Source organism: Antarctobacter sediminis (genome assembly GCF_019218285.1).
Lineage (GTDB): Bacteria > Pseudomonadota > Alphaproteobacteria > Rhodobacterales > Rhodobacteraceae > Antarctobacter > Antarctobacter sediminis.
The window spans coordinates 213873-234278 of the sequence record NZ_JAHUZG010000003.1; the positions used below are offsets into that span (position 1 = coordinate 213873).

General features: G+C 64.3%; 19 protein-coding genes. 5 read left to right on the forward strand and 14 right to left on the reverse strand.

All coding sequences use genetic code 11. From position 1 onward, the window contains the following. Window position 1: 1 nt before the first annotated feature. The 5 genes from KJP30_RS16110 to KJP30_RS16130 are packed head-to-tail and all read right to left on the reverse strand — an operon-like array spanning window position 2 to window position 5028. Window positions 2–847, reverse strand: coding sequence for an HpcH/HpaI aldolase/citrate lyase family protein (locus KJP30_RS16110; protein ID WP_218450365.1), 846 nt, complete (start codon window positions 845–847; stop codon window positions 2–4). Beyond that, window positions 847–2049: a CaiB/BaiF CoA transferase family protein gene (locus KJP30_RS16115; RefSeq protein ID WP_218450366.1), complete on the reverse strand. Its 1203-nt coding sequence runs from the start codon at window positions 2047–2049 to the stop codon at window positions 847–849. Before KJP30_RS16115 ends, KJP30_RS16110 begins: the two co-directional genes overlap by 1 nt. 14 nt (window positions 2050–2063) lie before the next feature. Then, a complete protein-coding gene (locus KJP30_RS16120) occupies window positions 2064–3551 on the reverse strand; it encodes a tripartite tricarboxylate transporter permease (RefSeq protein ID WP_218450367.1) in 1488 nt (495 codons plus the stop codon). 13 nt (window positions 3552–3564) lie between these two features. After that, window positions 3565–4083, reverse strand: coding sequence for a tripartite tricarboxylate transporter TctB family protein (locus KJP30_RS16125; protein ID WP_218450368.1), 519 nt, complete (start codon window positions 4081–4083; stop codon window positions 3565–3567). Window positions 4084–4089: 6 nt separating this feature from the next. Next, window positions 4090–5028 (reverse strand): tripartite tricarboxylate transporter substrate binding protein, encoded by a 939-nt coding sequence (locus KJP30_RS16130; protein ID WP_218450369.1) that lies wholly within the window; start codon window positions 5026–5028, stop codon window positions 4090–4092. A gap of 119 nt (window positions 5029–5147) precedes the next feature. Here KJP30_RS16130 and KJP30_RS16135 point away from each other — a divergent pair, with 119 nt between their 5' ends. After that, complete coding sequence (locus tag KJP30_RS16135) at window positions 5148–6077, forward strand: LysR family transcriptional regulator (protein WP_218450370.1); 930 nt, start codon at window positions 5148–5150, stop codon at window positions 6075–6077. Window positions 6078–6094: 17 nt separating this feature from the next. Here KJP30_RS16135 and KJP30_RS16140 read toward each other — a convergent pair whose 3' ends face one another. From KJP30_RS16140 to KJP30_RS16175, 8 genes are all read right to left on the reverse strand, one after another. After that, window positions 6095–6595 (reverse strand): winged helix-turn-helix transcriptional regulator, encoded by a 501-nt coding sequence (locus KJP30_RS16140; RefSeq protein ID WP_218450371.1) that lies wholly within the window; start codon window positions 6593–6595, stop codon window positions 6095–6097. Then, window positions 6592–7374, reverse strand: a complete 783-nt coding sequence (locus KJP30_RS16145) for an enoyl-CoA hydratase/isomerase family protein (RefSeq protein ID WP_218450372.1) — start codon at window positions 7372–7374, stop codon at window positions 6592–6594. The genes KJP30_RS16140 and KJP30_RS16145 overlap by 4 nt, the downstream gene beginning before the upstream one ends. Before the next feature lie 25 nt (window positions 7375–7399). Continuing rightward, window positions 7400–8320 (reverse strand): NAD(P)H-dependent flavin oxidoreductase, encoded by a 921-nt coding sequence (locus KJP30_RS16150; RefSeq protein ID WP_218450373.1) that lies wholly within the window; start codon window positions 8318–8320, stop codon window positions 7400–7402. Between the two features lie 378 nt (window positions 8321–8698). Further along, window positions 8699–9529, reverse strand: a complete 831-nt coding sequence (locus KJP30_RS16155) for an alkaline phosphatase family protein (protein WP_218450374.1) — start codon at window positions 9527–9529, stop codon at window positions 8699–8701. A 5-nt stretch (window positions 9530–9534) separates the two neighbouring features. Beyond that, window positions 9535–11538: an ABC transporter ATP-binding protein gene (locus KJP30_RS16160; RefSeq protein ID WP_218450375.1), complete on the reverse strand. Its 2004-nt coding sequence runs from the start codon at window positions 11536–11538 to the stop codon at window positions 9535–9537. Window positions 11539–11549: 11 nt separating this feature from the next. Then, window positions 11550–12392: an ABC transporter permease gene (locus KJP30_RS16165; RefSeq protein ID WP_218450376.1), complete on the reverse strand. Its 843-nt coding sequence runs from the start codon at window positions 12390–12392 to the stop codon at window positions 11550–11552. Between the two features lies 1 nt (window position 12393). Beyond that, window positions 12394–13344 (reverse strand): ABC transporter permease, encoded by a 951-nt coding sequence (locus tag KJP30_RS16170; protein WP_218450377.1) that lies wholly within the window; start codon window positions 13342–13344, stop codon window positions 12394–12396. Between the two features lie 70 nt (window positions 13345–13414). Further along, window positions 13415–14902, reverse strand: a complete 1488-nt coding sequence (locus KJP30_RS16175) for an ABC transporter substrate-binding protein (RefSeq protein WP_218450378.1) — start codon at window positions 14900–14902, stop codon at window positions 13415–13417. A gap of 280 nt (window positions 14903–15182) precedes the next feature. Here KJP30_RS16175 and KJP30_RS16180 point away from each other — a divergent pair, with 280 nt between their 5' ends. Then, window positions 15183–16103, forward strand: a complete 921-nt coding sequence (locus KJP30_RS16180; RefSeq protein WP_218450379.1) for a LysR family transcriptional regulator — start codon at window positions 15183–15185, stop codon at window positions 16101–16103. 105 nt (window positions 16104–16208) lie between these two features. Continuing rightward, complete coding sequence (locus KJP30_RS16185; RefSeq protein ID WP_218450380.1) at window positions 16209–16598, forward strand: hypothetical protein; 390 nt, start codon at window positions 16209–16211, stop codon at window positions 16596–16598. Here KJP30_RS16185 and KJP30_RS16190 read toward each other — a convergent pair. Next, complete coding sequence (locus KJP30_RS16190; protein ID WP_218450381.1) at window positions 16587–17513, reverse strand: GlxA family transcriptional regulator; 927 nt, start codon at window positions 17511–17513, stop codon at window positions 16587–16589. The genes KJP30_RS16185 and KJP30_RS16190 overlap by 12 nt on opposite strands. A 176-nt stretch (window positions 17514–17689) precedes the next feature. On the opposite strand from KJP30_RS16190, the gene KJP30_RS16195 reads away from it, so the two are divergent. Further along, window positions 17690–19600, forward strand: a complete 1911-nt coding sequence (locus KJP30_RS16195) for a hypothetical protein (RefSeq protein WP_218450382.1) — start codon at window positions 17690–17692, stop codon at window positions 19598–19600. A 109-nt stretch (window positions 19601–19709) separates the two neighbouring features. Then, a complete protein-coding gene (locus tag KJP30_RS16200; protein ID WP_218450383.1) occupies window positions 19710–20405 on the forward strand; it encodes an SDR family NAD(P)-dependent oxidoreductase in 696 nt (231 codons plus the stop codon). The last annotated feature ends 1 nt before the right edge of the window (window position 20406 follow it).

Below are 20406 nucleotides of genomic sequence, written 5' to 3' on the forward strand. Positions count from 1 at the left end.
GCTAGGTCTTTTCGCGGGCCAGCATATGCCTTGCGCGGTCGATCAGGGGCTGGTCGATCATCTGGCCGTCCACCTGAAAGACGCCCAGCCCCTGTTGGCGGGCCTTTTCAGCGCCGGACAGCACCCGTCTTGCCCAGTCGCGTTCCTGTTCGGTGGTGCCAAAGACCTCGTTCAGCACGGCAACCTGCCCGGGGTGAACCGCATAGCAGCCGACCGATCCCATTCGCCGGGCCAGATGCGCCGCGTCGCGCAACCCGTCCAGATCGCGGAAATCGGCCATGCTGGCGGGAACTGCGTAGGCGGGCAGATTGGCAGAGCGCGCGGCCTGGATTACCTGCTGAACCGCCGGGCGCAACAGGTCCGGCGTGGCGGCAACCCCCATCGAGGTGGCGTAGTCTTCGACCCCAAGTGTCAGCCCCGCCAAACGGGGCGAGGCATGGGCGATTTCTGTCGCGCGGGATACCGCAAGCGCGGATTCCAGCATGGCAATGAGGGTGATCCCCCCGGGGGGCAGGCCGCGCGCGATTTCCAGTTCCGTGACCATGGCATCGACGGCGCGCAGATGCTCGGCGCTTTCACACAGGGCAAGGTGCAGCATCGAAACACCGTCAATGACGCTTGCGTGCAGGTCGTCAATCGCGGCCAGCCAAAGCGGGTTGATGCGCACCGTGACGGGCATTTGCGGTGCCAATAGCGCGACGGCACCGGGCAGCGCCGCGCGGGCCTGATCCTTGCGCTCTGCGGCAATGCTGGCCTCCAGATCAAGAACCACGGCGTCGGCTCCCCGGCTGGGCGCTTTGCGGATGAACCGGTCTTCCAGCACGGGGACAAAGAGGAAGGATCGCATCAGCAAATCCCCCGCGCGGCCAGATCGCGATAGTCGGTCTCGGCGATGCCGACCCCGGCCAGAACCTCGGCTGTGTGCTGGCCCAGCTTCGGAGCAGGGGCGCGGACGCTGCCGGGGGTTGCGCTGAGGCGCGGAAAGGACTGGTGCATCGGAAGGCGCGCCATGCCGTCATAGTCGAAGTCCTGCAAGACCTCGCGACCCCGGATGTAGGGGTGGTCAATCAGTTCCGAGATGTCGCAAATCGGGCCAACGGTCACGCCGCGCGACTCGAAGAAATCAAGGTTCTCGTCCAACGTCCGTGTCTTCATGGCGGCGGCGATGATCTCGTCCAGTTCCGCGGCGTTTTGCACCCGCGCCTGCGCCGTGCGGAATTTCGGATCCTCGACAAGCTCGGCGCGGCCGATGGCCTGCGCCAGCTTTTCCCACATGGATTGCATCGAGGCCGACATGGCGATGAACTTGCCGTCCTTGGTGGGATAAAGATTGCGGGGCGCGGCCACATCGCTGGAATTTCCCTTGCGTTGCGGCACCGTGCCGGTCGCCTCGTAGGCGGCGGCCCATGGTCCGAGGATGGCGAAAAGCGGTTCGAACAGCGACAGGTCCACAACTTGGCCCCTTGCCGCACCGTTCTGGCGCGCGATGACCGCCGAAAGCACGCCGCCGAACCCCGCCAAACCGGCCACCATGTCGGCCAGTGCCAGCGGCGGCAGCAGCGGCGGCTTGTCCGCCCAGCCGGTCATGGCGGCAAATCCGGACATGCCTTCGATCAGGCTGCCGAAGCCCGGTTTGGTTCGATAGGGGCCGGTCTGGCCCCAGCCGGAAACGCGCACGATGATGAGACCAGGGTTCAACCGCCACAGGTCGTCCGGCCCCATGCCCCATTTTTCCAAGGTGCCGGGTACGAAATTTTCGCACAGGATGTCGGCGGTCCCGATCAGCTTGTCCAGAACCGCGCGCCCGTCGTCCGACCGAAAGTCCAGCGTCACGCTTTTCTTGGACCGGGCATAGACCTTCCACCAGCTTTCTGCCTCGCCAAAGCGGCGCAGGTCGTCGCCCTTTCCGGGGCGTTCTATCTTGATGACCTCTGCACCGAAATCGGCCAGCATATGTGTCATCATGTTGCCGGCGGCCAGCCGGGTCATATCCAGCACGCGCAACCCGTTCAGCGGGCCTTTGGCGTCAGGCGTATAGGGCGTTTTCATCGGCGGTCCTTTCCTTATCCGTCGGACAGTCGTTTGCGGTCGCGCACCAAGATCCAGGCGACGAATGGCGTCGCGGCAAAAAGGCAAAGCGCGAAGGGATGTTCGAGGATGGCGGCCGGGCTGCGGGACAGCAGGATCACCGATTGCCGGATCGACAGTTCGATCATGGGGCCCAGCACCAGCCCGATGATGAAGCAGACGACCGAAATTTCCAGCCGTTGCATCACAAAGCCCAGCACGGCGAAGCCCAGCATCAGCCAGACGGCAAAGATCCCGCCCTGACTGATGTAGATGCCCACCACGCACAGTAGCAGGACCACCGGATAGATCACGTAGGGCGGGACTTTTACAATCAGGGCAAAGACGCGCAGGCCCAGGCTTCCGACCAGAAGAACCATGACATTGGCCATGATCATCGCGGCAAACAGACCATAGATCAGTTGTGCGTCGCGCTGAAAGATCATCGGTCCGGGCGTCACGCCGTGGATCAGGAAGGCCCCCACCAGCAGGGCCGCCGTCAGGTTGCCGGGAATGCCCAGCGTCAACAGCGGGATCAGGTTGGCGCCCGAAACAGCGGAATTGGCGCTTTCGGTTGCGGCGATGCCCTCGGTCGCGCCGGTTCCCAGCTTGTCGGGGGCCGCAGAGAAACGCTTGGTCGCGGCATAGCTGAGAAAGGCGGCCAGCGTCGTTCCAAGGCCCGGCAACGCGCCGATGGCGGTGCCGATACCGGCTCCGCGCAGCACGGGCACCCGCAGGGTCAGGAACTCGCGGAAGGGCAGGCTGTCTTGGCCTGCGCTGTCGGCCGAAACCTTGGCGGGCCGGGCACGCTCGCGGCCATCCTGAAGGCGCTGGAAGATCTCGGGAACGGCCAGCACGCCAATGGCCACAGCCGCCAGCGGCAGACCGTCGAACAGTTCGACCATGCCAAAGGTGAACCGGGGCGCGGCGGTTTCCGGGTCGACGCCAACGGTGGCGAGGAACGCGCCCAGGGCCGCCGCAAAGATCCCCTTGGCCAGAGACCGCCCCGACAACGAGGCGATCAGGGTCAGCGACAGGATCAGGATCGCGGCCAGTTCGACCGGCCCGGCCTTGAGGGCAAAGATTGCAAGTGTCGGCGCCAGCAGGATCAGAACGAGGTCAGAGCAACTGTCCCCGACGACCGAGGAATACAGTGCGGTTTGCAGCGCACGGCGCGGTTTGCCCGATTTCGCCATCGGATGACCATCCAGTGCTGTGGCTGCGGAATGCGGCTCGCCGGGGGTGTTCAGCAGGATCGCACCGATGGCGCCGCCAAAACCTCCCCCCTTCATCACGCCGACCAACAGGCCGATGGCGGCCAAAGGCGCCATGGTAAAGGTCAGCGGAATGGCGACGGCGATGGCCATGGGCGCATTCAGCCCGGGAATGGCTCCGATCACGATTCCGATCACAACGCCAAGCACGACGGGCAGGAAGGTGGACAGCGACAGGGCGTCCAGAAAGGCAGTGACAATGATGTCCATGATAGTACCCCAGTCAGGGAAGCGGCAGGTCCAGACCCCACCAGAAGCCGGCATAGATTGCCCCGGGCGCGACCAGCGCGTTGAAGGCATAGGCCCATAGCGGCGCGCCGGTATGGATCAGGGTGAAGGCGATCAACCCCAGCGGCGCGGCCACCCAGAACCCGGCGTAGGGCATGGACACGGCCTGACCCACGATCTGCATGAGAGTCAGCATCCCGGCGACGGAGACCACGCAAAGGACAAGGTGGCCAAGGTCGCTCCAGCGCAGTTTCCCCGCCAGCGGGTCGGGACTGGGCGCGCGGCGTAGGTTCTGGGCGACCAGTGTCGCGCCGGTGATCACCATGCCCCAGGCCAGCACACGCGGTGCAAGGCTGGGCGGCAGGCCAAAGCTGCCCGCGTCATTGACCTGTGCCGGGATGATCCAGAAAACCAGCGTCAGTCCGAGCACCACGATCACGCCACCCAGCAGCAGGTCGCGCGGCGGGCCTGCCGGTGCACCCGCACCGGCAGATCCAGTCGAAGGCGAACCCATCGCGTCTTACTCCTGCACGACCTTGAGAAGCGCGTCATAGGCCTTGGCATCGCGGGCGATGGAGGCCGCGGTTTCATCACCGTCCCGGAACAGTTCCAGACCGCGGAACTTGGTGTTTACGAAATCGCGGAAGGGCTCGGATTGCACGGCTTGCTCCAGCGCGGCTTCCAGTTTGGCGCGGGCCTCGGCATCCATGTCGGGTGGGCCGAAAAAGACCGCGGCCTCGCTTGCGGCGACATCGTAGCCAAGCGCCGCCAGCGTCGGGATCTGGGCATGTTCCGAAATACCTTCGGGGTTCAGCGCGGCGACGATCTTGAGCGCGCCATCCTCCATCATCGGCAAGGCGTTCGAACCGGAAAACCCGAGGTCCACATGGCCGCCCAGAACCGCCTGCCGCGCCCCGGCCCCGCCGCGGGTGGGCACGATGTTGACGGCGATGTCCTCTTTCTTGCCGATATACTGGATCAGTGCACGATCCAGCGGAATGATCGAGGCATAGTTGATCCAGCCGCGGTCCTTGGCGGCGGCCAGCATGCCCTCCCAATCGTCGAAAGGTGCATCGGGCGGGGCGGCGTAGACCGTGCGATACCCGTGGGTCGTGGCGATAAAGGTCACGTCATCGGGGGAGTAGGCCACGCCGCCTGTCAACGGGGTAAAGGCAAAGGTGGTCGCCACGGCAAACCCGATGGAATAGCCGTCCGCTGGCTGGCGGCGCAGGTATTCCGCGGCCACGGCCCCGCCGGCCCCGCCGCGGTTTTCCACGATGATCTTTTGGCCCATGATGGCCTCAAGCTCGGTGGCCAGAATACGCGCGGCCGTATCGCTGCCGCCCCCGGCCCGGAAGCCGACAATCATGTTGATCGGTTTTTCGGGATAGTCGGCACAGGCCGGTGCGGCAAAGGCCAGCAAAGCGGTGGCGGCCAACAGTCGGGTCTTTAGTGTCATCAGATGTCCTCCCTGAACCCGCAGCGTCGAAAGCTGCGATTGCCGGGAAGCTATCGAATGGACGCGTCATTAAGAATTACAATGTTGTTATTCTTAAAATAACAAAACAGAATAGGTGGATGATCGAGAACAAGCACATGCGCAGCTTTCTGCGCGTTCTGGACCTTGGCAGCTTTTCCAAGGCCGCGCGCTCGCTGAACGTCGCGCAGCCGGCGCTTAGCCAGCATGTCCGCAAACTGGAGGATGCGCTGGGCGCGCGTCTTTTGGACCGCAGCGCGCATGGGGTGGCCCCCACCGCGCTTGGGCGCGAATTCAGCACGCGCGCGCGGGATATCCTGGCACAGGTCGAAAGCGCAGAACGTTGGTTCAAGACCCGCGAGGCGCTGGTCTCTGGCGAGGTGCGGCTTGGGATTCCCGGGTCCGTTTGCCCGGTGCTGGCTCCGCCGCTGATCCTTGCGGCGGCAAAGGCCTATCCCGAAGTGCGGCTGGAAATCTCGGAACACATGAGCGGCGATCTGGCTGGCTTGCTACGCGAGGGGCGCATGGATCTGGCCATCCTGTTCAGCGTCACCGCGACCGAGGATTTCGACGCCTGCCCGCTGGTGCAGGAAACACTGCATCTGATCGGCGCGCCCGATGCGCCCTTGTTGCAAGCGGGGCAGGTGGCTGCGGATCAGATCGCCAATGCGCCGCTGGTGGGTACGCGCCCGCCGCACGGTCTGCGTTTGTTGCTGGAGCGTTGGGCCAGCAAGGCGGACATTCCGCTGAATTTCGCCTTCGAGGCGGACTCGCCCTCGGTCCTTGTGCGGTTGCCCGCCAGTGGCGCCTGCTATTCCATCGTGGCCAAGACCGCCGTCGCGCATGAGATCGAGGCAGGCCTGCTGGGCGCGGCCGAGATCATTGACCCGCCCATCGAACGGGTGGCCTGTCTGGCGACATCAAAACGTTTGCCGCCCAACATTGCGCGCGATGCGGTACAAACCCTGTTGCAAGAGGTCGCCCGCGACCTTGTGCCAAAGGGCGCATGGCCGGGCGGCAAACTGGTCTAGCGCCGCCCGGCGCGGGGTCATTTCGCCTGTTTGTCCCGCGTCCACCGTGCCACAAGCGCCCGCGTGTACGCGCCTGCGCCCGGTCCGGGGACGGGCGTCACCTCTCGCGGGTCCAGCGGTCGGCCATCTTGCGCGGTGACCGACATGGGACGCACGGGTGCTCCGGTTGCGCGTTCCACCAGCGTCATGCGCGGACCGCCGGCGCCGGGGGACCACTTCTCACCCCAGTGCAGCAGCGACACCAGCACCGGGTATAGATCCAACCCCTTTTCGGTCAGGCGGTATTCGTGCGAGCGGCCATCGTGGGGCGAGGGGTGTTTCTCGATCACGCCTGCCTCCGTCAGAGTCTTCAGCCGGGCGGCAAGGACGCTGGTAGAGATTCCCAGATGCGCCTGCATGGCGTCAAAGGTGCGCATCCCGTTAAACAGGTTGCGCAGAACCAATAGCGTGCGCCATTCGCCCACCACGTTCAGTGCCTGAGCGATCCCGCAGTCATCGTCGATGGCCGTTCGGGTCATTCGCCGCGATACTCCGGCTTGGTTTTGCCAAGAAACGAGGCAATGCCATGCGGCCCGTCATATGTCCGCATCATGGCGGCGATGGATCGGCTTTCCTTGTCCAACTGGGTTTCAAGACTTTCGGAATAGGCGGTTTCCAGCAGGCGTTTGACCCCACCATAGGCCTTTGTCGGGCCGGCAGCGAATTGTGCTGCCATTTTGCGGGCCTCTGTCATCAAAGCATCGGCGGGGACAACGCGTGTGACCATGCCCCAGGCGCAGGCCTCTTCGGCGGTCAGCACGCGGTTGGTCAACATCAGTTCCTTGGCGCGCAACAGGCCGATGTGCTTGGCAAGGTAAAAGGTCGACGATCCGTCCGGCGACAGGCCCGAGGCAGTGTAGGCCGACACGAACTTGGCTTTTTCCGAGGCAAGGATGATGTCCCCGGATAGTGCGATCGAAAAGCCGCCACCCCCGGCAGAACCGTTCACCGCCGTGATCAGAGGCGCGTCCATATGTGCAAAGCGCGACAGGGCGGCATGCATCATGGTGGCCATGCGGGTGACGTGATCGGCCTTGTTCGCGGCCCCGGCGAATTCCGCGAGGTCGCCGCCCGCGTTGAACATCTTGCCCGCGCCGGTCAGGATCACGGCCCGCGCCCCTTCGGCCTCGCTGCGGCAGGCGGCGTCGAACAATTCATCGGACATGCGGGCGTTCAGCGCATTGGCATTTTCCGGGCGGTTCATGGTGATCTCGGCCACGCCGTCCGTCAGCGCCCAGGTAATTGTTTCGTATTGCATCTCTGTCTCCTCGGGTCGTGACTGTCTATGCGGCGGCGGAGTCGCCGATCATCCCGGCAAGGCGTTGCCGGATGAGGCTTTCTGCCTCGCTCATGGTTCTGTCGATCAGGTCCTTGCACGTGGGGATGTCGTGGATCAGCCCCGCCACCATGCCGCAGGACCACGCCCCGGCATCCAGATCGCCGTCGATCATGACCTTGGGGTACACGCCGGCAACCTTGTCGATGATGTCGTCAAAGGTGATGGCCGCGCCTTTGGCCTTTTCCGTTTCCAGCACCCGTTCGACCGCGGCAAGAATCGCCTCTTTGACCCGCTGGTGCACCGGGGCCTCTTGGGTCGCGATAAAGCGTGTGCCCATGTTCATGCCTTCGGCCCCCAGCGCCAAGGCGGCCACAAGACTGCGCCCGTCGGCCATACCGCCCGAGGCGACAAAGGGGATCTCTAGTTCATCGGCGGCACGGGGCAGGAGGATCATGTTGGGAATATCGTCCTCACCCGGATGGCCGCCGCATTCGAAACCATCGACGGAAACGGCGTCACAGCCGATCTCCTGCGCCTTCAGCGCGTGCCGGACCGAAGTGCATTTGTGGATGACCTTGATCCCCGCCGCCTTGAGGTGCGGCATGACCTGTTGTGGATTGCGGCCCGCGGTTTCCACCACCGTCACGCCCCCGTCGATGATCGCCTTGACGTAACCCGGATAATCGGGGGCGTTGACCGTTGGCAAAAACGTCAGGTTCACCGCAAAGGGTTTGTCCGTCATGTCACGGCATTTCGCGATTTCCTCGGCCAGCGCTTGCGGGGTCTTTTGCGTCAGGCCGGTGATCGTGCCCAGCCCCCCTGCATTTGACACCGCCGCTGCCAGTTCGGCGAAACCCACGTAATGCATTCCGCCCTGTAAGATCGGATGCGCGATGCCCAGCATCGTGGTTATGCGTGTCTTCATGGGGCTCCTCCCTGTTTGGCGGGAACGAACCCCTGCCAATTTAGCTTTCGTAATCGAAGCTATCTGCCTGCAAAGGAGTCGGCAATCGTCTTCACGTTGCGGAACGTAACGTCGCAAAGGTGCCGCGCTTTGACCCGCGGCGGCGGCCTGCCGGTTTCCGGTCCATTCCCGCAGGCTTTGGGAGAGCCGACAAAAGGCGCAAAGGGGATTTGCCCGCAACCGCGCGCGTGCGTGCGTGAGAGGCTCTGCAATCCTAGCGTGGCGCGGACCATGCCCAATGGGACCGATACCGCCGGGAGGCCGACTGACGGGGCCAAGCAGGGCAATCAGCCCATCCCCCGCCGGGCGGCGAGGGATGAACGCGATACCGGCGAACGCCTAGTCGGCGAGGAAAGACGGGCGCATTTGTTCTGCCGGAGCAACTCCCATCCGCCCGAGGATCGTCGCGGCCAGCCCAAGCTGGCTGATCTCTGCCCCGGTTTCGGGGGCCGTGGCATCGCCAAAATAGTAGAACGGCACCTCGCGCATGATCTTTTCCATGCCGCCGTGGTGGCGTTCGGCGTTCATGCCGTGATCGGCGGTGACCATGACTTCGTAACCCAGTTCGCGCCACGTGGGGATGGACCGCGACAGGGCATTGTCGATCATCCAGACCTGATAGCGGTATTCGGCGCTGTCGCCGCCGTAGGTATGGCCCAGCGTGTCGGCGGAACAGCTGTGCAGCAGCAGGTAATCGGGTGCGTGGCGTTCCGCCATCAGGGTGACCTGCGCACAAAGATCGATTTCGGCCGGGGCGACGGCGTTGATCGGCCCATAGCCTTCCATCGAGTAAAAGCGCCCGTGCTGGATGTCCGTCGCCTCGTCATGGTGTTCGATGGACCGCAGGCGGTCCCAAGGGCGATCGACATAGAGGCGGTGATAATATTCCTGTGCCACGGCCGCCGTGGTCTTGCCTGCCGCGCGGGCCAGCGAAAAGACATTGGGCCGTTCCGATGCGCGCATCCCCTCGTTCGAAGCAATGCCGTGCTCATGCGGCCAAAGCCCGGTGTGGATGGTTTCATACATGGGCCCGGACAGTGTCGGAGTGGCGGTGATCATCTTCCAGCGTCTGGCCCAGCCAAGTTCGACCGCGCCTTCAAGATAGCCACATTGCGAGACGGCGGCCTCGTAGCCGGTTCCGTCCATGATCACGAGGATGACCTTGTTCACGTCTTTCAATCCTTCAGTTCAGCCAGTTGGGCCGTGTCGAGATGGCAATGGATCAGGTGGCCCGGCGCTGTCTCGCGCGCGGGCGGCACCATTGTGTCGCAGATCGCGTCGATGCGATGCGGACAGCGGCGTTGAAAGGGACAGCCGCTGGCGGGTGGGGCCTTTTCCGTCATGTCGTCGGCCAAGAGGCGCGGCGCGACATCGGGATCGGGTTCCAGAACCGCCCCCATCAGCGTGCGGGTATAGGGGTGGAAGGGCGGAGCATAGACCTCGGCCGCGGGTCCGATCTCGCAGATGCGGCCTTGGTACAGAACCGCCACCCGGTCGGATACGGCGCGAACCACCGCAAGGTCGTGACTGACAAAGATGTAGGAACTGCCGTTTTCCGCCTGTAGCCGGGTCAGCAGCGCCAGCGCCGCCGCCTGAACCGACACGTCCAGCGCCGAGGTCACCTCGTCGCAGAGAGTCACCTCGGGGTTGGCGGCAAAGGCCCTTGCCACGCCGACGCGCTGTTTCTCTCCGCCTGACAACTGGCCGGGATACCGGTCGAGGTAGCGGGCCGGCAGGCGCACCTGTTCAAGCAATTCGCCCGCACGCGCCCGTGCGGCCTCGGCCGTCAGGCTGAAATACAGCCGCAACGGGGCGGCCAGAATTTCGCCGACAGTCTGGCGTGGGTTCAGCGCGGCGTCGGCGTTCTGAAAGATCATCTGTACCCGGCGCAGCGTGTCGCGGTCACGCGCCCGCACGGGTTTCGACAGATCCTCTTTCGCGCCCAGCGTCACCCTGCCGGATTGCGCCCCGACCAGACCGGCGATGGCGCGCAGGATCGTGGACTTGCCAGATCCGCTTTCGCCCACAAGGCCCAGCGTTTCACCCTTGCGCAGGGTCAGGCCGGCACGGTCCACGGTGGCGGGCGGGGGGGCTTTGCCGGTCCAGCGGTCCATCAGGCCGGGCGTATGATAGGAAATCGCCACATCCTCCAGCACAAGCGCCGGATCCTGTGACAGTTTGGGAACACGGTAGCTGACTTTCGGCTCGGTGCGGGTCTGCTCGGCGAAATGGCACCGCGCATGGGTATCCCCCACCTTGGCCGGCGCGGGCGCGGTGCGGCGGCAGACCTCGGCCACCTGCGGACAGCGATCGGCAAAGGCGCAGCCCTTGATGACCGAGCCGACATTGGGTGGCACGCCGGGCATGGCAGCGGGAATGGCCGGATCGTTCAGCCTCGGGATCGAGGCGATCAGCCCTGCCGTGTAGGGATGGCGCGGTGCGCGCAGCACCTCGGCGGTGGGGCCTTCCTCGGCGATTTGGCCCGCATACATGACGGCGACGCGGTCGGCCACGCGGGCGATCACGCCAAGGTCATGGCTGACATAGACCATGGCGACGCCCATTTCGCGCGCAAGCATGCGCAGGAATTCAAGGATATGCGCCTGCGTGGTGACATCCAGCCCGGTTGTCGGTTCGTCCAGCAACAGCGCCTTGGCCTGACCGGCCAGCGCCATGGCGACGGCAGCGCGCTGCTGTTGTCCGCCCGAAAGCTCATGCGGGTAACGTTCGGCAAGATCGCGGGGCGAAGGCAGGCGCACACGCTCCAGCAGTTCGATCACCCGGTCTCGCCGCGCGGCGCGCGGCAGGTCCGTGTGCAGGCGCAGTGCTTCTTCGATCTGTTGACCGATCCGCAACGTTGGCGTCAGAGCCTGCCCGGCATTCTGCGGGATCAGCGCGATGCTGGACCCGCGCAGCGCCGCGCGCCGGACCTGCGGCAGGGCGAACATGTCGTTGCCATCGAAAACCGCCCGGCCGGAAAAAACGCTGAGACCGGGTTTGAGATAGCCCATCATCGCCAGCGCGACGGTGGATTTGCCCGAACCGCTTTCGCCCACGATGCCAAGGGTTTCGCCCTTGTTCAGGGTCAGGGAAATGCCGCGCAGGATCGGCGCCTGCCGCCCGTCGCGGGCGGCAAAGCCCAACGACAGGGATTCGATGGAGATCAGCGGAGTGGTCATTCTGTCCTCCTTTACACGGCCACGGCCGAGGTGCGGTCGATGCCAAGGGCCTTGCCCACCGCATCGGCCAGCAGGTTGATCCCGATGATGAGGGAACTCAGCGCGAGGCAGGGCCAGAACACCGCCCATGGCGCTGTTGCCAGCAACCCGCGTTCCTGCGCCACCATCAGGCCCCAATCCGGCGTGGGCGGCGTCGCGCCAAAGCCAAGGAACGAAAGCGAGGAAAAGGCCAGCAGCATCCAGCTCCACCGCATGGCACCTTCGACCAGCAGGATGTCCGAAAGGTTGGGGAACATCTCGCGCGTCAGGATTGGCCACAACGCCTCGCCCCGCGCCTTGGCGGCGGTGATGAAATCGCGGGCGGCGACCTGCATGGCCGCGCCCCGGATCACCCGCAGCACCGCGACGCCGTAGAAAAAGCCCAGCGTCGGGATGATGGTCAGCGGCCCCGCGCCGCCGATCGAAATGATCAGCAGCAAGAACAGCAGCCAGGGCATCGACAGGAAGGCGTCGACGATCCGCATCGAGAGTTCGTCTATGCGCCCGCCGACCGTGCCAAAGAAAATCCCTGCAAAGCCGCCCCACAGGGTCGCGATCAAGGCGGCGGTAAAGGTCACGGCGATGGCCAGCCGCCCGCCGTGCAGGACGCGCGAAAGGATGTCGCGGCCCAGCGTATCGGTGCCCATCCAATGGGTGGCCGAAGGTGCCAGCAGAATTGCGTCGGCATTTTGCGCCGTCGGATCGAACGGAGAGATCACCGGCGCCAGAAGCGCCACCAGCAGATGCGCCAGCGTCAGGGTCAGGCCGATGGCACCCGAGGGGCGCGAGGCCACGGTGCGAAGCAAAGCAAGCATCTCAATGCCCCTTTCTGCGCAGGCGCGGGTCGATCAGCACCGCGGCCAGATCGGCCAGCAGGTTCACGCCCACGTAGATGACGGAAAAAATCAGCGCGATGGCCTGCACCAAGGGCAGGTCGCGGTCATGAATGGCCTGGATCATCAGCGTGCCCAGCCCGGGGTAGTTAAAGACCTTCTCGACGACCACGACGCCCGCCAGCAGCCAGGCGATGGTCAGCGCGATGACGTTCAGCGCCGGGATCATGGCGTTGGGCACCACATGGCGGCGGATGATCTCGCGCTCTGGCACGCCTTTCAGACGGGCCATCTGCACATAGTCCGAGGCCATCACGTCGATCACCGAGGCGCGCATCATCCGCATGATATGCGCGATCAGGACCGCCGACAGCACCATGACGGGCAGAACGATCACCGGCAGCATGTCCATCAGGCCCATCCCGGGCCGCATGATGGTCACAGCCGGGAACCATTGCAACGTGATGGCAAAAACGTAGATCAGTCCGGTGGCCGTGACGAATTCCGGTATCGTCATGGCCAGCATCGCCAGCCCAGAAAGGGTCAGGTCGGCGGGCCTGTCGCGACGGACCCCGGCGACGATGCCAAGAAAGATCGCCAGCGGGATCGCCAGCAGCGCGGCCAATCCGCCCAGCAGCGCGGTATTGGCAAAGCGTTCGCCGATCAGTTCGTTGATCGGTTTGCGTTTCTTGAGAGAGTAGCCGAAATCGCCTTGAACGGCACCTGTGACCCAATCGCCGTAGCGTTGGATGGCGGACCGGTCCAGCCCTTGCTGTTCGATACAGCGTTCCAGCCGCGGCCCCTGTGCAAAACGTTGCAGGAACGCGGTGCAGACATTGCCGGGCAGCGCCTCGACAGCGGCGAACATGATGATCGAGACAAAGCCGATGGTGAAGGCGGCAAAGCCGAAGCGACGCAGGATAAGTCCCGTCATGGGAAACTCCTCAAGGTAGGGCGCCGCCCCCGGGGGCGGGGACGGCGCGCAGGTCAGGTCAAAGGTCCGGTCATTCGGCCTTGGTGACGTTCTCGTAGCGGATCGAGAAATCCTCGACCGGGTCGACGCCCGACAGTTTGGACGAGAAGGCACGCACGGTTTTCAGGTGGACGGGGATAAAGCTGCCTCCCTCTTCGAACAGGGTGCGCTGAAGATCGCCGTACAGTTCCTTGCGCTTGGCAAAGTCCAGTTCCTGACGCGCGGCATCCAGTCCGGCGTCAAAGGCGGGGTCGTTCCAAGCGCTTTCATTCCATGCGGCGGTCGAACGGAAGGCTTCGTTCAGGACCTGATCGGCTGGACGCTGCGACCAGCCGGTGGCGAAGAAGGCTTCTTTCATCCAGACATCGCCCCAGAACCCGTCCGAAGGGGCCTGGACCAGTTCGATGGTGATACCCGCATCGGCCGCCTGATTTTGCAGCACCTCGGCCATGCGGATCGCGCCTTCGGAGATGTCCGAGACGAACAGTTCCACTGTCAGACCGTCGGGATAGCCTGCTTCGGCCAACAACGCCTTGGCCTGATCGATATCACGCGGGCAGTCGATGTCGGCGCGGTACTGATCGCCCGACCAGACCGGGTGGTCGCAGTTGGTGACATAGCCGCCGGGGCCATAAACCAGTTTGCCCAAGGCGTCACGGTCGACCGAGATGCGGATCGCCTTGCGCACGCGCGGATCGTCGAAGGGCGCCATGGTCGTGTTCATGATCATGCCGACCCATCGGCCGGTGGCGACTTCCTGCACGGTGAAGTTCGGGTTGTTCTCGAACAAAGGTTTCTGTTCGGCGGACAGCGCGTAGATAAAATCGATCTGGCCGGCCTGAAGCGCGGCAACGCGGGCAGCCTGATCGGCAATGGCAATCAGTTCCAGCTTTTCGACGCCGGGAAGGCCGCCGTAGTAGTCATCAAAGCGGTCCAGCGTGGTGGTTCCCAACACGTCCAGTTCGGCCAGCTTGTACGGGCCGGTGCCGACGCCGGTGTCACAGATCGCATCCAGATCACCGCCGCAGGTTTCCGCGTCCAGCATCTTGATCCGGTAGTCCATGACCAGCAGCGGGAAATCGGCGTGCGCCTGCTTGAGCACGACCTTGACGGTCATGTCGTCGATCACCTCGACACGGTCGATGATCGCCATGACGCCTTTGGTCGGGCTGTCGATAGCCTCGGACTGGGTGCGCATCAGCGAAAAGGCCACGTCTTCGGCGGTGAAGGCACTGCCATTGTGGAAGGTCACGCCGGGGCGCAGGTTGAAGGTCCATTCCTTGGCGTCCGGGGTGGCTTCCCACGACAGGGCCAGATCGGGCGAGGGACGGCCATCGTCGCCCTGCCGGACAAGGCGCGAATACATGTTCTGGATCGCCTCGTAGAAACGCTGGGGCGAAATCGGATCAAGCGACTCGGAGCCGCCGAACCCAAGTTCATGCGGGATGCGAAGCGTTTCGGCGGAGACGGCGGTGCTGGCCAGTGCGATGGCCGCGGACAGGAAGAGCGACTTTTTCATTGTACGATCCCTCGGGCGCTGGCCCGGTCGAATGGATGGAGGCGAAATTGCCTTGGGGGCTTCTTCACGCTTCTTGCGACAGTTTTTTGACGTTTGGAGGGGAGCGGCGCATGACGTGGTATGCACCTTGATGGAAGTTATTGTTTTCAGATGCTTGGATGGAGTTTGGCGTATGTGAACCCTATGGTTGTCATGAAAAATTCACACTGGACGCGGCGGAAATCGGTCTCAAACCGCGTGTTCGTGATATTCAGCACCCAAATAATTTATGGATGTTCCAATGCGCCGTGATTCGACGCTTAATCTGGCTTGGCTCGCGGCCTTTGACAGCGCTGCCCGCAGTCTCAGCTTTACCAAGGCGGCAGAGGAACTGGGCCTGTCACAGGCCGCGGTTTCGATCCAGATCAAGAAGCTGGAACAGGCGCTGGGCGCATCGCTGTTTGAACGGCGCGGCCGCCATATTGTTCTGACCGACGAAGGCTATGCCTATCACCCGCAGGTCAGCGAGGCGTTGTCTTCGCTATACGGTGCAACCTCGCGCCTGTTTACCGGCGCGCGCCGGGGCGTGGTCACGATCAGCTGTTATTCACCAACCTTCGCCGATCATTGGATCGCGCCGCGTATTGCCCATTTGATGGCCGAATTTCCTGACCTGCAATTTGACCTGACCGTTGATTATCAGGCGGGCGGCGGGCGCGGCGAACGCGATGACCTGATCTTTTCGGTCGCTTCGGGGGCCGGGGGCGGCACGGGCCTGTTGCCGCTGGTTCGCGAAAGGCTGACAGCGGTCTGCGCGCCCGGCTACCTCGACCGCCACGGCAGCGCCTGGACCGAGGGGACGTTTATTGAAAGCGTCGGCTCGCGTGAGACGTGGTCTGCATGGCGCAGCGCCGTGGGAGAGCAGGTGGCCTTCAAAGGGCGTGAAATCCGGGTGAATTCGATGTCGGCGGCCATGCGGCTGGCAGAATCGGGCGCGGGGGCGGCGCTGGTGTCGCGGGCTTTCATCACGCCCCAGCTGAAGGCGGGGACGTTGATCGAACTGCGTCCGGGCAAGGTTCTGACGGGCCGGATTCACGGGTTGGCCGCTGCGAACCTGCCCCGGGCCCGTCCGATCGCCAAATTCGTGGCGGCGCGGTTGCTCAAGATGGCGGGGACAGAGCCGCCCGCCTATCTTGCCGGGGCGGCGCCGCATTTCGACTGACGGCGGAAATGGCGGGATCGGATGGACAAGTGGCAGGATTGCCCCTGAAGCGATGCGGCATCCGGTGGCATCTGTCTGGCAATCCACCCGCAAAGGAATGTCCCCATGCCCCAACTTCTTCGCCTCGGCCTGCTGGCCTGTGTCCTCTATTTTGTCGCCATGTCCGTCGCGCATTTCTTTGGCATCAAGGTGCCGGTGCTTTTCGTCTATTACGACACGCCGTTCTACGCCTATCAGGACAAGATCATCTCTTTCGCGGTGCTCAGCTACGTTGGCCTGTTCTATGCCGCCGCGCGTGACATCAAGGTGGTGCCCATCGCGCTGATCGTGTTGGCCTTCACGATTCTTGGTCTGACTTCGGTGAACCTGTCCGATGCCTTGGCCTCGGTGCTGGCCGAAGGACAGCCGGTCTGGCCGTACTGGGCACAGACGGCGATGCTGGCCGGGATCTGGCTGGTTCTGACAGGTCTGTACCTGCGCCGGTCAAAGGCCTGACCGTTCGGTACCCGAGCCAAAACGGCGGCGATACTCCGACGGTGTCAGCCCGACGATCCGGCGAAACACCCGCCGAAAAGCTGCGGTGTCGCTATAGCCCAGATCCCAGCTGATCCTCTCGAAACTGTCGCGGGTCAGTTCCAGTCGCGACCGGGCGGATTCGACCCGCAGGAATTGCAGATAGGCCACGGGTGTCAGGCCCGTGGCCTCTTTGAAGCGCCGCAGAAAGCTGCGTTCGGACATGACCGCCGCCTGCGCCAGCGTGGCCACCGTATGCGCGCCACCGGGGTTCTCTTGCAGCCGTGCCTGCACTGTTGCGATCCTGTCGTCGCTGTGTTTGGTGTTGGGGAGGAAGGTCGCATAATAGCTCTGTTCCCGCTCTGGCGGGTCCAGTACGAACATCCGCGCCACATCCAGCATCAATTGCCGCGCACCAAAGCGCTGGATCAGATGCAGGCTGAGGTCCGTCCAAGCCATGACGCCTCCCGCTGTCACGATGTCCCCAAGATCGACCAGCAGACGGTCGGTTTCGACGATGGCCTTGGGGTGGCGCTGGCGAAACCCTGCCGCGTGCCGCCAGTGGGTCGTGACCCGGCGGCCATCCAGCAAACCGGTCTGCCCCAGCAGGAACGCCCCGGAACAGACCGAGGCCATGACCGTACCGGACTTGTGCCGCGACAGCAGTCCGGCGCACCACGCCTCTGGCAATTCGGGCGGGTTCAGCGACAGCGCAGGAGGCAGGATAAGAACGTCCGGCTGGCCCTGTGGCGCGGTCACGATCTGGGTGCGGAATAGCGGGCGGCCGACGGATTCGGCCTGTGAATTGGCATAGTCGAACAGGTCCCGCGCGCCCCACAGGGCCGATTTCTGCGCGCCCGGATAGTCGAGCAACTGGACGGTAACGGTGCGTGCCATGCGATTTCGTAACAGGAAGCACGGGCCGCGGCACCCCCATGGGGGACAGGCCCGTGGCACCGCCAAGAACTTTTTTTCATTTTTTGCGGTTCGGGGCCAAGGACGCGGGGGGCTGCTGCGTCGTAGACTTATCGTGCGGTCATTTCACCGCCCGCGAGCATGAGGAGACCATGACCATGACCAAATCCATTTTCCTGCCGGCCCTTCTGGCCAGCACCTGCCTTGCCAGCCTTGCCTTCGCCTCGCCCGAGATCACGCGGATCGAACTGGGGCAGGCCGGGATTGCCCGCTATACTTTTGTTGCGCAGGCCGAGGGCAACACCTTGTCCTTCGAGGTGCCGATGCGCGATTCCGATGATGTGCTTGCTTCGCTGGTGGTGCGCGACCCGGCGGGCGGGGTCGTGGATCTTCAGACTGATACGCCGGGCAGCAGCCTTGCCGCCCTGGCCGATACGATCTTTTCCGATGGCGTACCCCGCACGACCGAGGCCATGGTGCGCGCGATGATCGGTGAAACGTTGGAAGTCACCACCTCGCGCGGGGCCTTCAGTGGCCGCGTCATGGGGGTGTCCGACATACAGATGGCCGAGGACGGCGCAGAGGTGCTGCGGACCAGCGTCCTTATGCTGACCAAAGACGGGGTGCAGGACATCGTCCTGATGCCCGGCGCGCAGGTCACCTTTTCCGAGTCGGTGGCCGAACAGCTTGCACGCGCAATGGACGCCGACCGCCGCGACAGCAAGTCCCGTCGGTTTGACCTGACGCTTGAAGCGTCCGAGGCGCGCGACGTGCAGCTGTCTTATGTGACCGAAGTGGCGGCTTGGAAAAACTCGTGGCGGCTGTTGCTGGACGAAGGCCGGTTTCAGGGCTGGGCCACGGTCGAAAACGTCTCGGGGCAGGATTGGAACGCGGTGGCGCTAACGCTGACCACCGGATCGCCGGTGGCCTATCGGCGCGACCTGATCGACCCGCTGTATATTGCCCGCAACGAACCGCCTTCGGGGCCGCGCCCGATCCAGGTGGCCCCGGACAGCGGGGCCTCGGGCCGTGTTGCAATGGCCGCGCCGATGGTCAAATTCGCCCCCCGGGCGGAAATGGCGCTGGCTGCGCCGCCGGCGCCTTCGGGGACGGCCCGCGCGGCCGAGGCGCTGAGCGGTGCGGGGATCCTGCGCTATGCCATGCCGCAACCGGTTGACCTTGGCGACGGGCGGACGGCGAACCTGATGTATTTGGACATGCCGATCGAACCAGAGATCCGCGCGCTGTATCGTCCTCTCAAGACCGGGAACAGCGTCTTGATGGCGGCGTCCTTGCAGGCGGATCAGGCGTTGGCACCGGGGCTGGTCTCGGTTCAGGATTCCAACGGATTCGTGGGCGATGCGCCGTTCAACGGGATGTTGGCGGGGCAAAGCCGCCTTCTGCCCTATGCCACCGCCACCGGCGCAAAGGTTCTGACCGACCGCAGGCAGACTCAGCGCGTGGCGGGCATGATCTCGGGCGGGGATACCGTCACCGTGTCGATGGTGACGCTGCGGACCACCCGATATGACGCCGAAGTGCCGGAAGAGGCGACGCTGTTCTCGGTCGAACACCCCGAAGGCTTTGGCGAACTGGACAAGGCGCCGGGCACCGTCGAACGCGGCGCGGGATTCCTGCGGGTCACTGTCCCGGTCGAAGACGGGCTGGTCGCCGTCGAACTGGTCGAACGAGCGCGCAGCAACCGCCAGATGAGCCTGGGTTCGCATGAATTCGAACAGCTCGTTCTGGACGTCCGCGGCGGCCGGATCGAGGTTGCCGCCCCCCTGATCGACAGCTTTGACAAGGCGCATGACCTCCTGCGCCGGGCGCGCACGGTCGAGCAGGAAATCGATGCGCTGGAAACCCGCCAGCGCGAGTTGAGCAATGAACAGGCCCGCCTGCGCGCCAACCTGGACGCGGTAGAAGTCGACACGCTGCGCACCCGCTATATCAAGGCGCTGGACGGCACCGAGACCGAGATCGTCGCCGCAGCCGAGCGGTTGAGCGCCCTGCGGGACGAAAGCGCGTCGCTGCAACGCCGGCTGACCGCCCTGTTCGAACCCAAGTGATCCGCGCAGGATCGCACAAGGCCCCCTCCGTAATGCCGGCGGGGGCCGAGGTTTTGACCGCCGCCGATTTGCCACTAAGCTGCGGGCAGCGTTTCAGGGAGAGGGTGAAATGGCCAAGGCGCAAGCGCTCATCATCGGTGCGGGCGAAGGCTTGTCCGCGGCGCTGGCACGGGAACTGGCGCGGGATCACGCCCTGACGCTGGCCGCGCGCAGCGGCGTAAAGATGCATAAGGTCGCCGAAGAGACCAACGCCCGACGGGTCTTGCTGGATGCGACCGACGAAGACGCCGTTTCGCACCTGTTCGATGATCTGCCTGCCGCGCCCCGGGTGGTGGTCTACAACCCGTCCGCACGGGTGCGCGGCCCGGTGGCCGAACTGGATGCCGATGCGGTCCGCGCCGCAGTCGACGTGACGGCCATCGGGGCATTTCTGGCGGGAAAGCACGCCGCGCGCCGCATGTTGCAGGCGCAGCCGGTCGATGGCGTGCGCGGCACGATCCTGTTCACCGGGGCCTCTGCCGGGGTCAAAGGATTTCCGCAATCCGCACCCTTTGCCATGGGGAAATTCGCCCAGCGCGGACTGGCAGAAAGCATGTCGCGTGAGCTGCACCCGCAGGGCATTCACGTCGTTTGGGTCAACATCGACGGCGCGATCCTGAACCCGGGCCGGACAGAGCCGGAGGACAGGCCCGGTTCCATGCTGCGCCCCGAGGCCATCGCGCGCAGCTATCGCCACCTGATCGAACAGGACCGCAGCGCCTGGTCGCATGAAATCGCGCTCAGGCCCTGGGTCGAACGTTTCTGAC

What these genes read in the sequence shown, in the direction of transcription:
- KJP30_RS16110 (WP_218450365.1), bottom strand. Translation starts at nt 847, where the DNA reads ATGCGATCCTTCCTCTTTGTCCCCGTGCTGGAAGACCGGTTCATCCGC.
- KJP30_RS16115 (WP_218450366.1), bottom strand. Translation starts at nt 2,049, where the DNA reads ATGAAAACGCCCTATACGCCTGACGCCAAAGGCCCGCTGAACGGGTTG.
- KJP30_RS16120 (WP_218450367.1), bottom strand. Translation starts at nt 3,551, where the DNA reads ATGGACATCATTGTCACTGCCTTTCTGGACGCCCTGTCGCTGTCCACC.
- KJP30_RS16125 (WP_218450368.1), bottom strand. Translation starts at nt 4,083, where the DNA reads ATGGGTTCGCCTTCGACTGGATCTGCCGGTGCGGGTGCACCGGCAGGC.
- KJP30_RS16130 (WP_218450369.1), bottom strand. Translation starts at nt 5,028, where the DNA reads ATGACACTAAAGACCCGACTGTTGGCCGCCACCGCTTTGCTGGCCTTT.
- KJP30_RS16135 (WP_218450370.1), top strand. Translation starts at nt 5,148, where the DNA reads ATGATCGAGAACAAGCACATGCGCAGCTTTCTGCGCGTTCTGGACCTT.
- KJP30_RS16140 (WP_218450371.1), bottom strand. Translation starts at nt 6,595, where the DNA reads ATGACCCGAACGGCCATCGACGATGACTGCGGGATCGCTCAGGCACTG.
- KJP30_RS16145 (WP_218450372.1), bottom strand. Translation starts at nt 7,374, where the DNA reads ATGCAATACGAAACAATTACCTGGGCGCTGACGGACGGCGTGGCCGAG.
- KJP30_RS16150 (WP_218450373.1), bottom strand. Translation starts at nt 8,320, where the DNA reads ATGAAGACACGCATAACCACGATGCTGGGCATCGCGCATCCGATCTTA.
- KJP30_RS16160 (WP_218450375.1), bottom strand. Translation starts at nt 11,538, where the DNA reads ATGACCACTCCGCTGATCTCCATCGAATCCCTGTCGTTGGGCTTTGCC.
- KJP30_RS16165 (WP_218450376.1), bottom strand. Translation starts at nt 12,392, where the DNA reads ATGCTTGCTTTGCTTCGCACCGTGGCCTCGCGCCCCTCGGGTGCCATC.
- KJP30_RS16170 (WP_218450377.1), bottom strand. Translation starts at nt 13,344, where the DNA reads ATGACGGGACTTATCCTGCGTCGCTTCGGCTTTGCCGCCTTCACCATC.
- KJP30_RS16175 (WP_218450378.1), bottom strand. Translation starts at nt 14,902, where the DNA reads ATGAAAAAGTCGCTCTTCCTGTCCGCGGCCATCGCACTGGCCAGCACC.
- KJP30_RS16180 (WP_218450379.1), top strand. Translation starts at nt 15,183, where the DNA reads ATGCGCCGTGATTCGACGCTTAATCTGGCTTGGCTCGCGGCCTTTGAC.
- KJP30_RS16185 (WP_218450380.1), top strand. Translation starts at nt 16,209, where the DNA reads ATGCCCCAACTTCTTCGCCTCGGCCTGCTGGCCTGTGTCCTCTATTTT.
- KJP30_RS16190 (WP_218450381.1), bottom strand. Translation starts at nt 17,513, where the DNA reads ATGGCACGCACCGTTACCGTCCAGTTGCTCGACTATCCGGGCGCGCAG.
- KJP30_RS16195 (WP_218450382.1), top strand. Translation starts at nt 17,690, where the DNA reads ATGACCAAATCCATTTTCCTGCCGGCCCTTCTGGCCAGCACCTGCCTT.
- KJP30_RS16200 (WP_218450383.1), top strand. Translation starts at nt 19,710, where the DNA reads ATGGCCAAGGCGCAAGCGCTCATCATCGGTGCGGGCGAAGGCTTGTCC.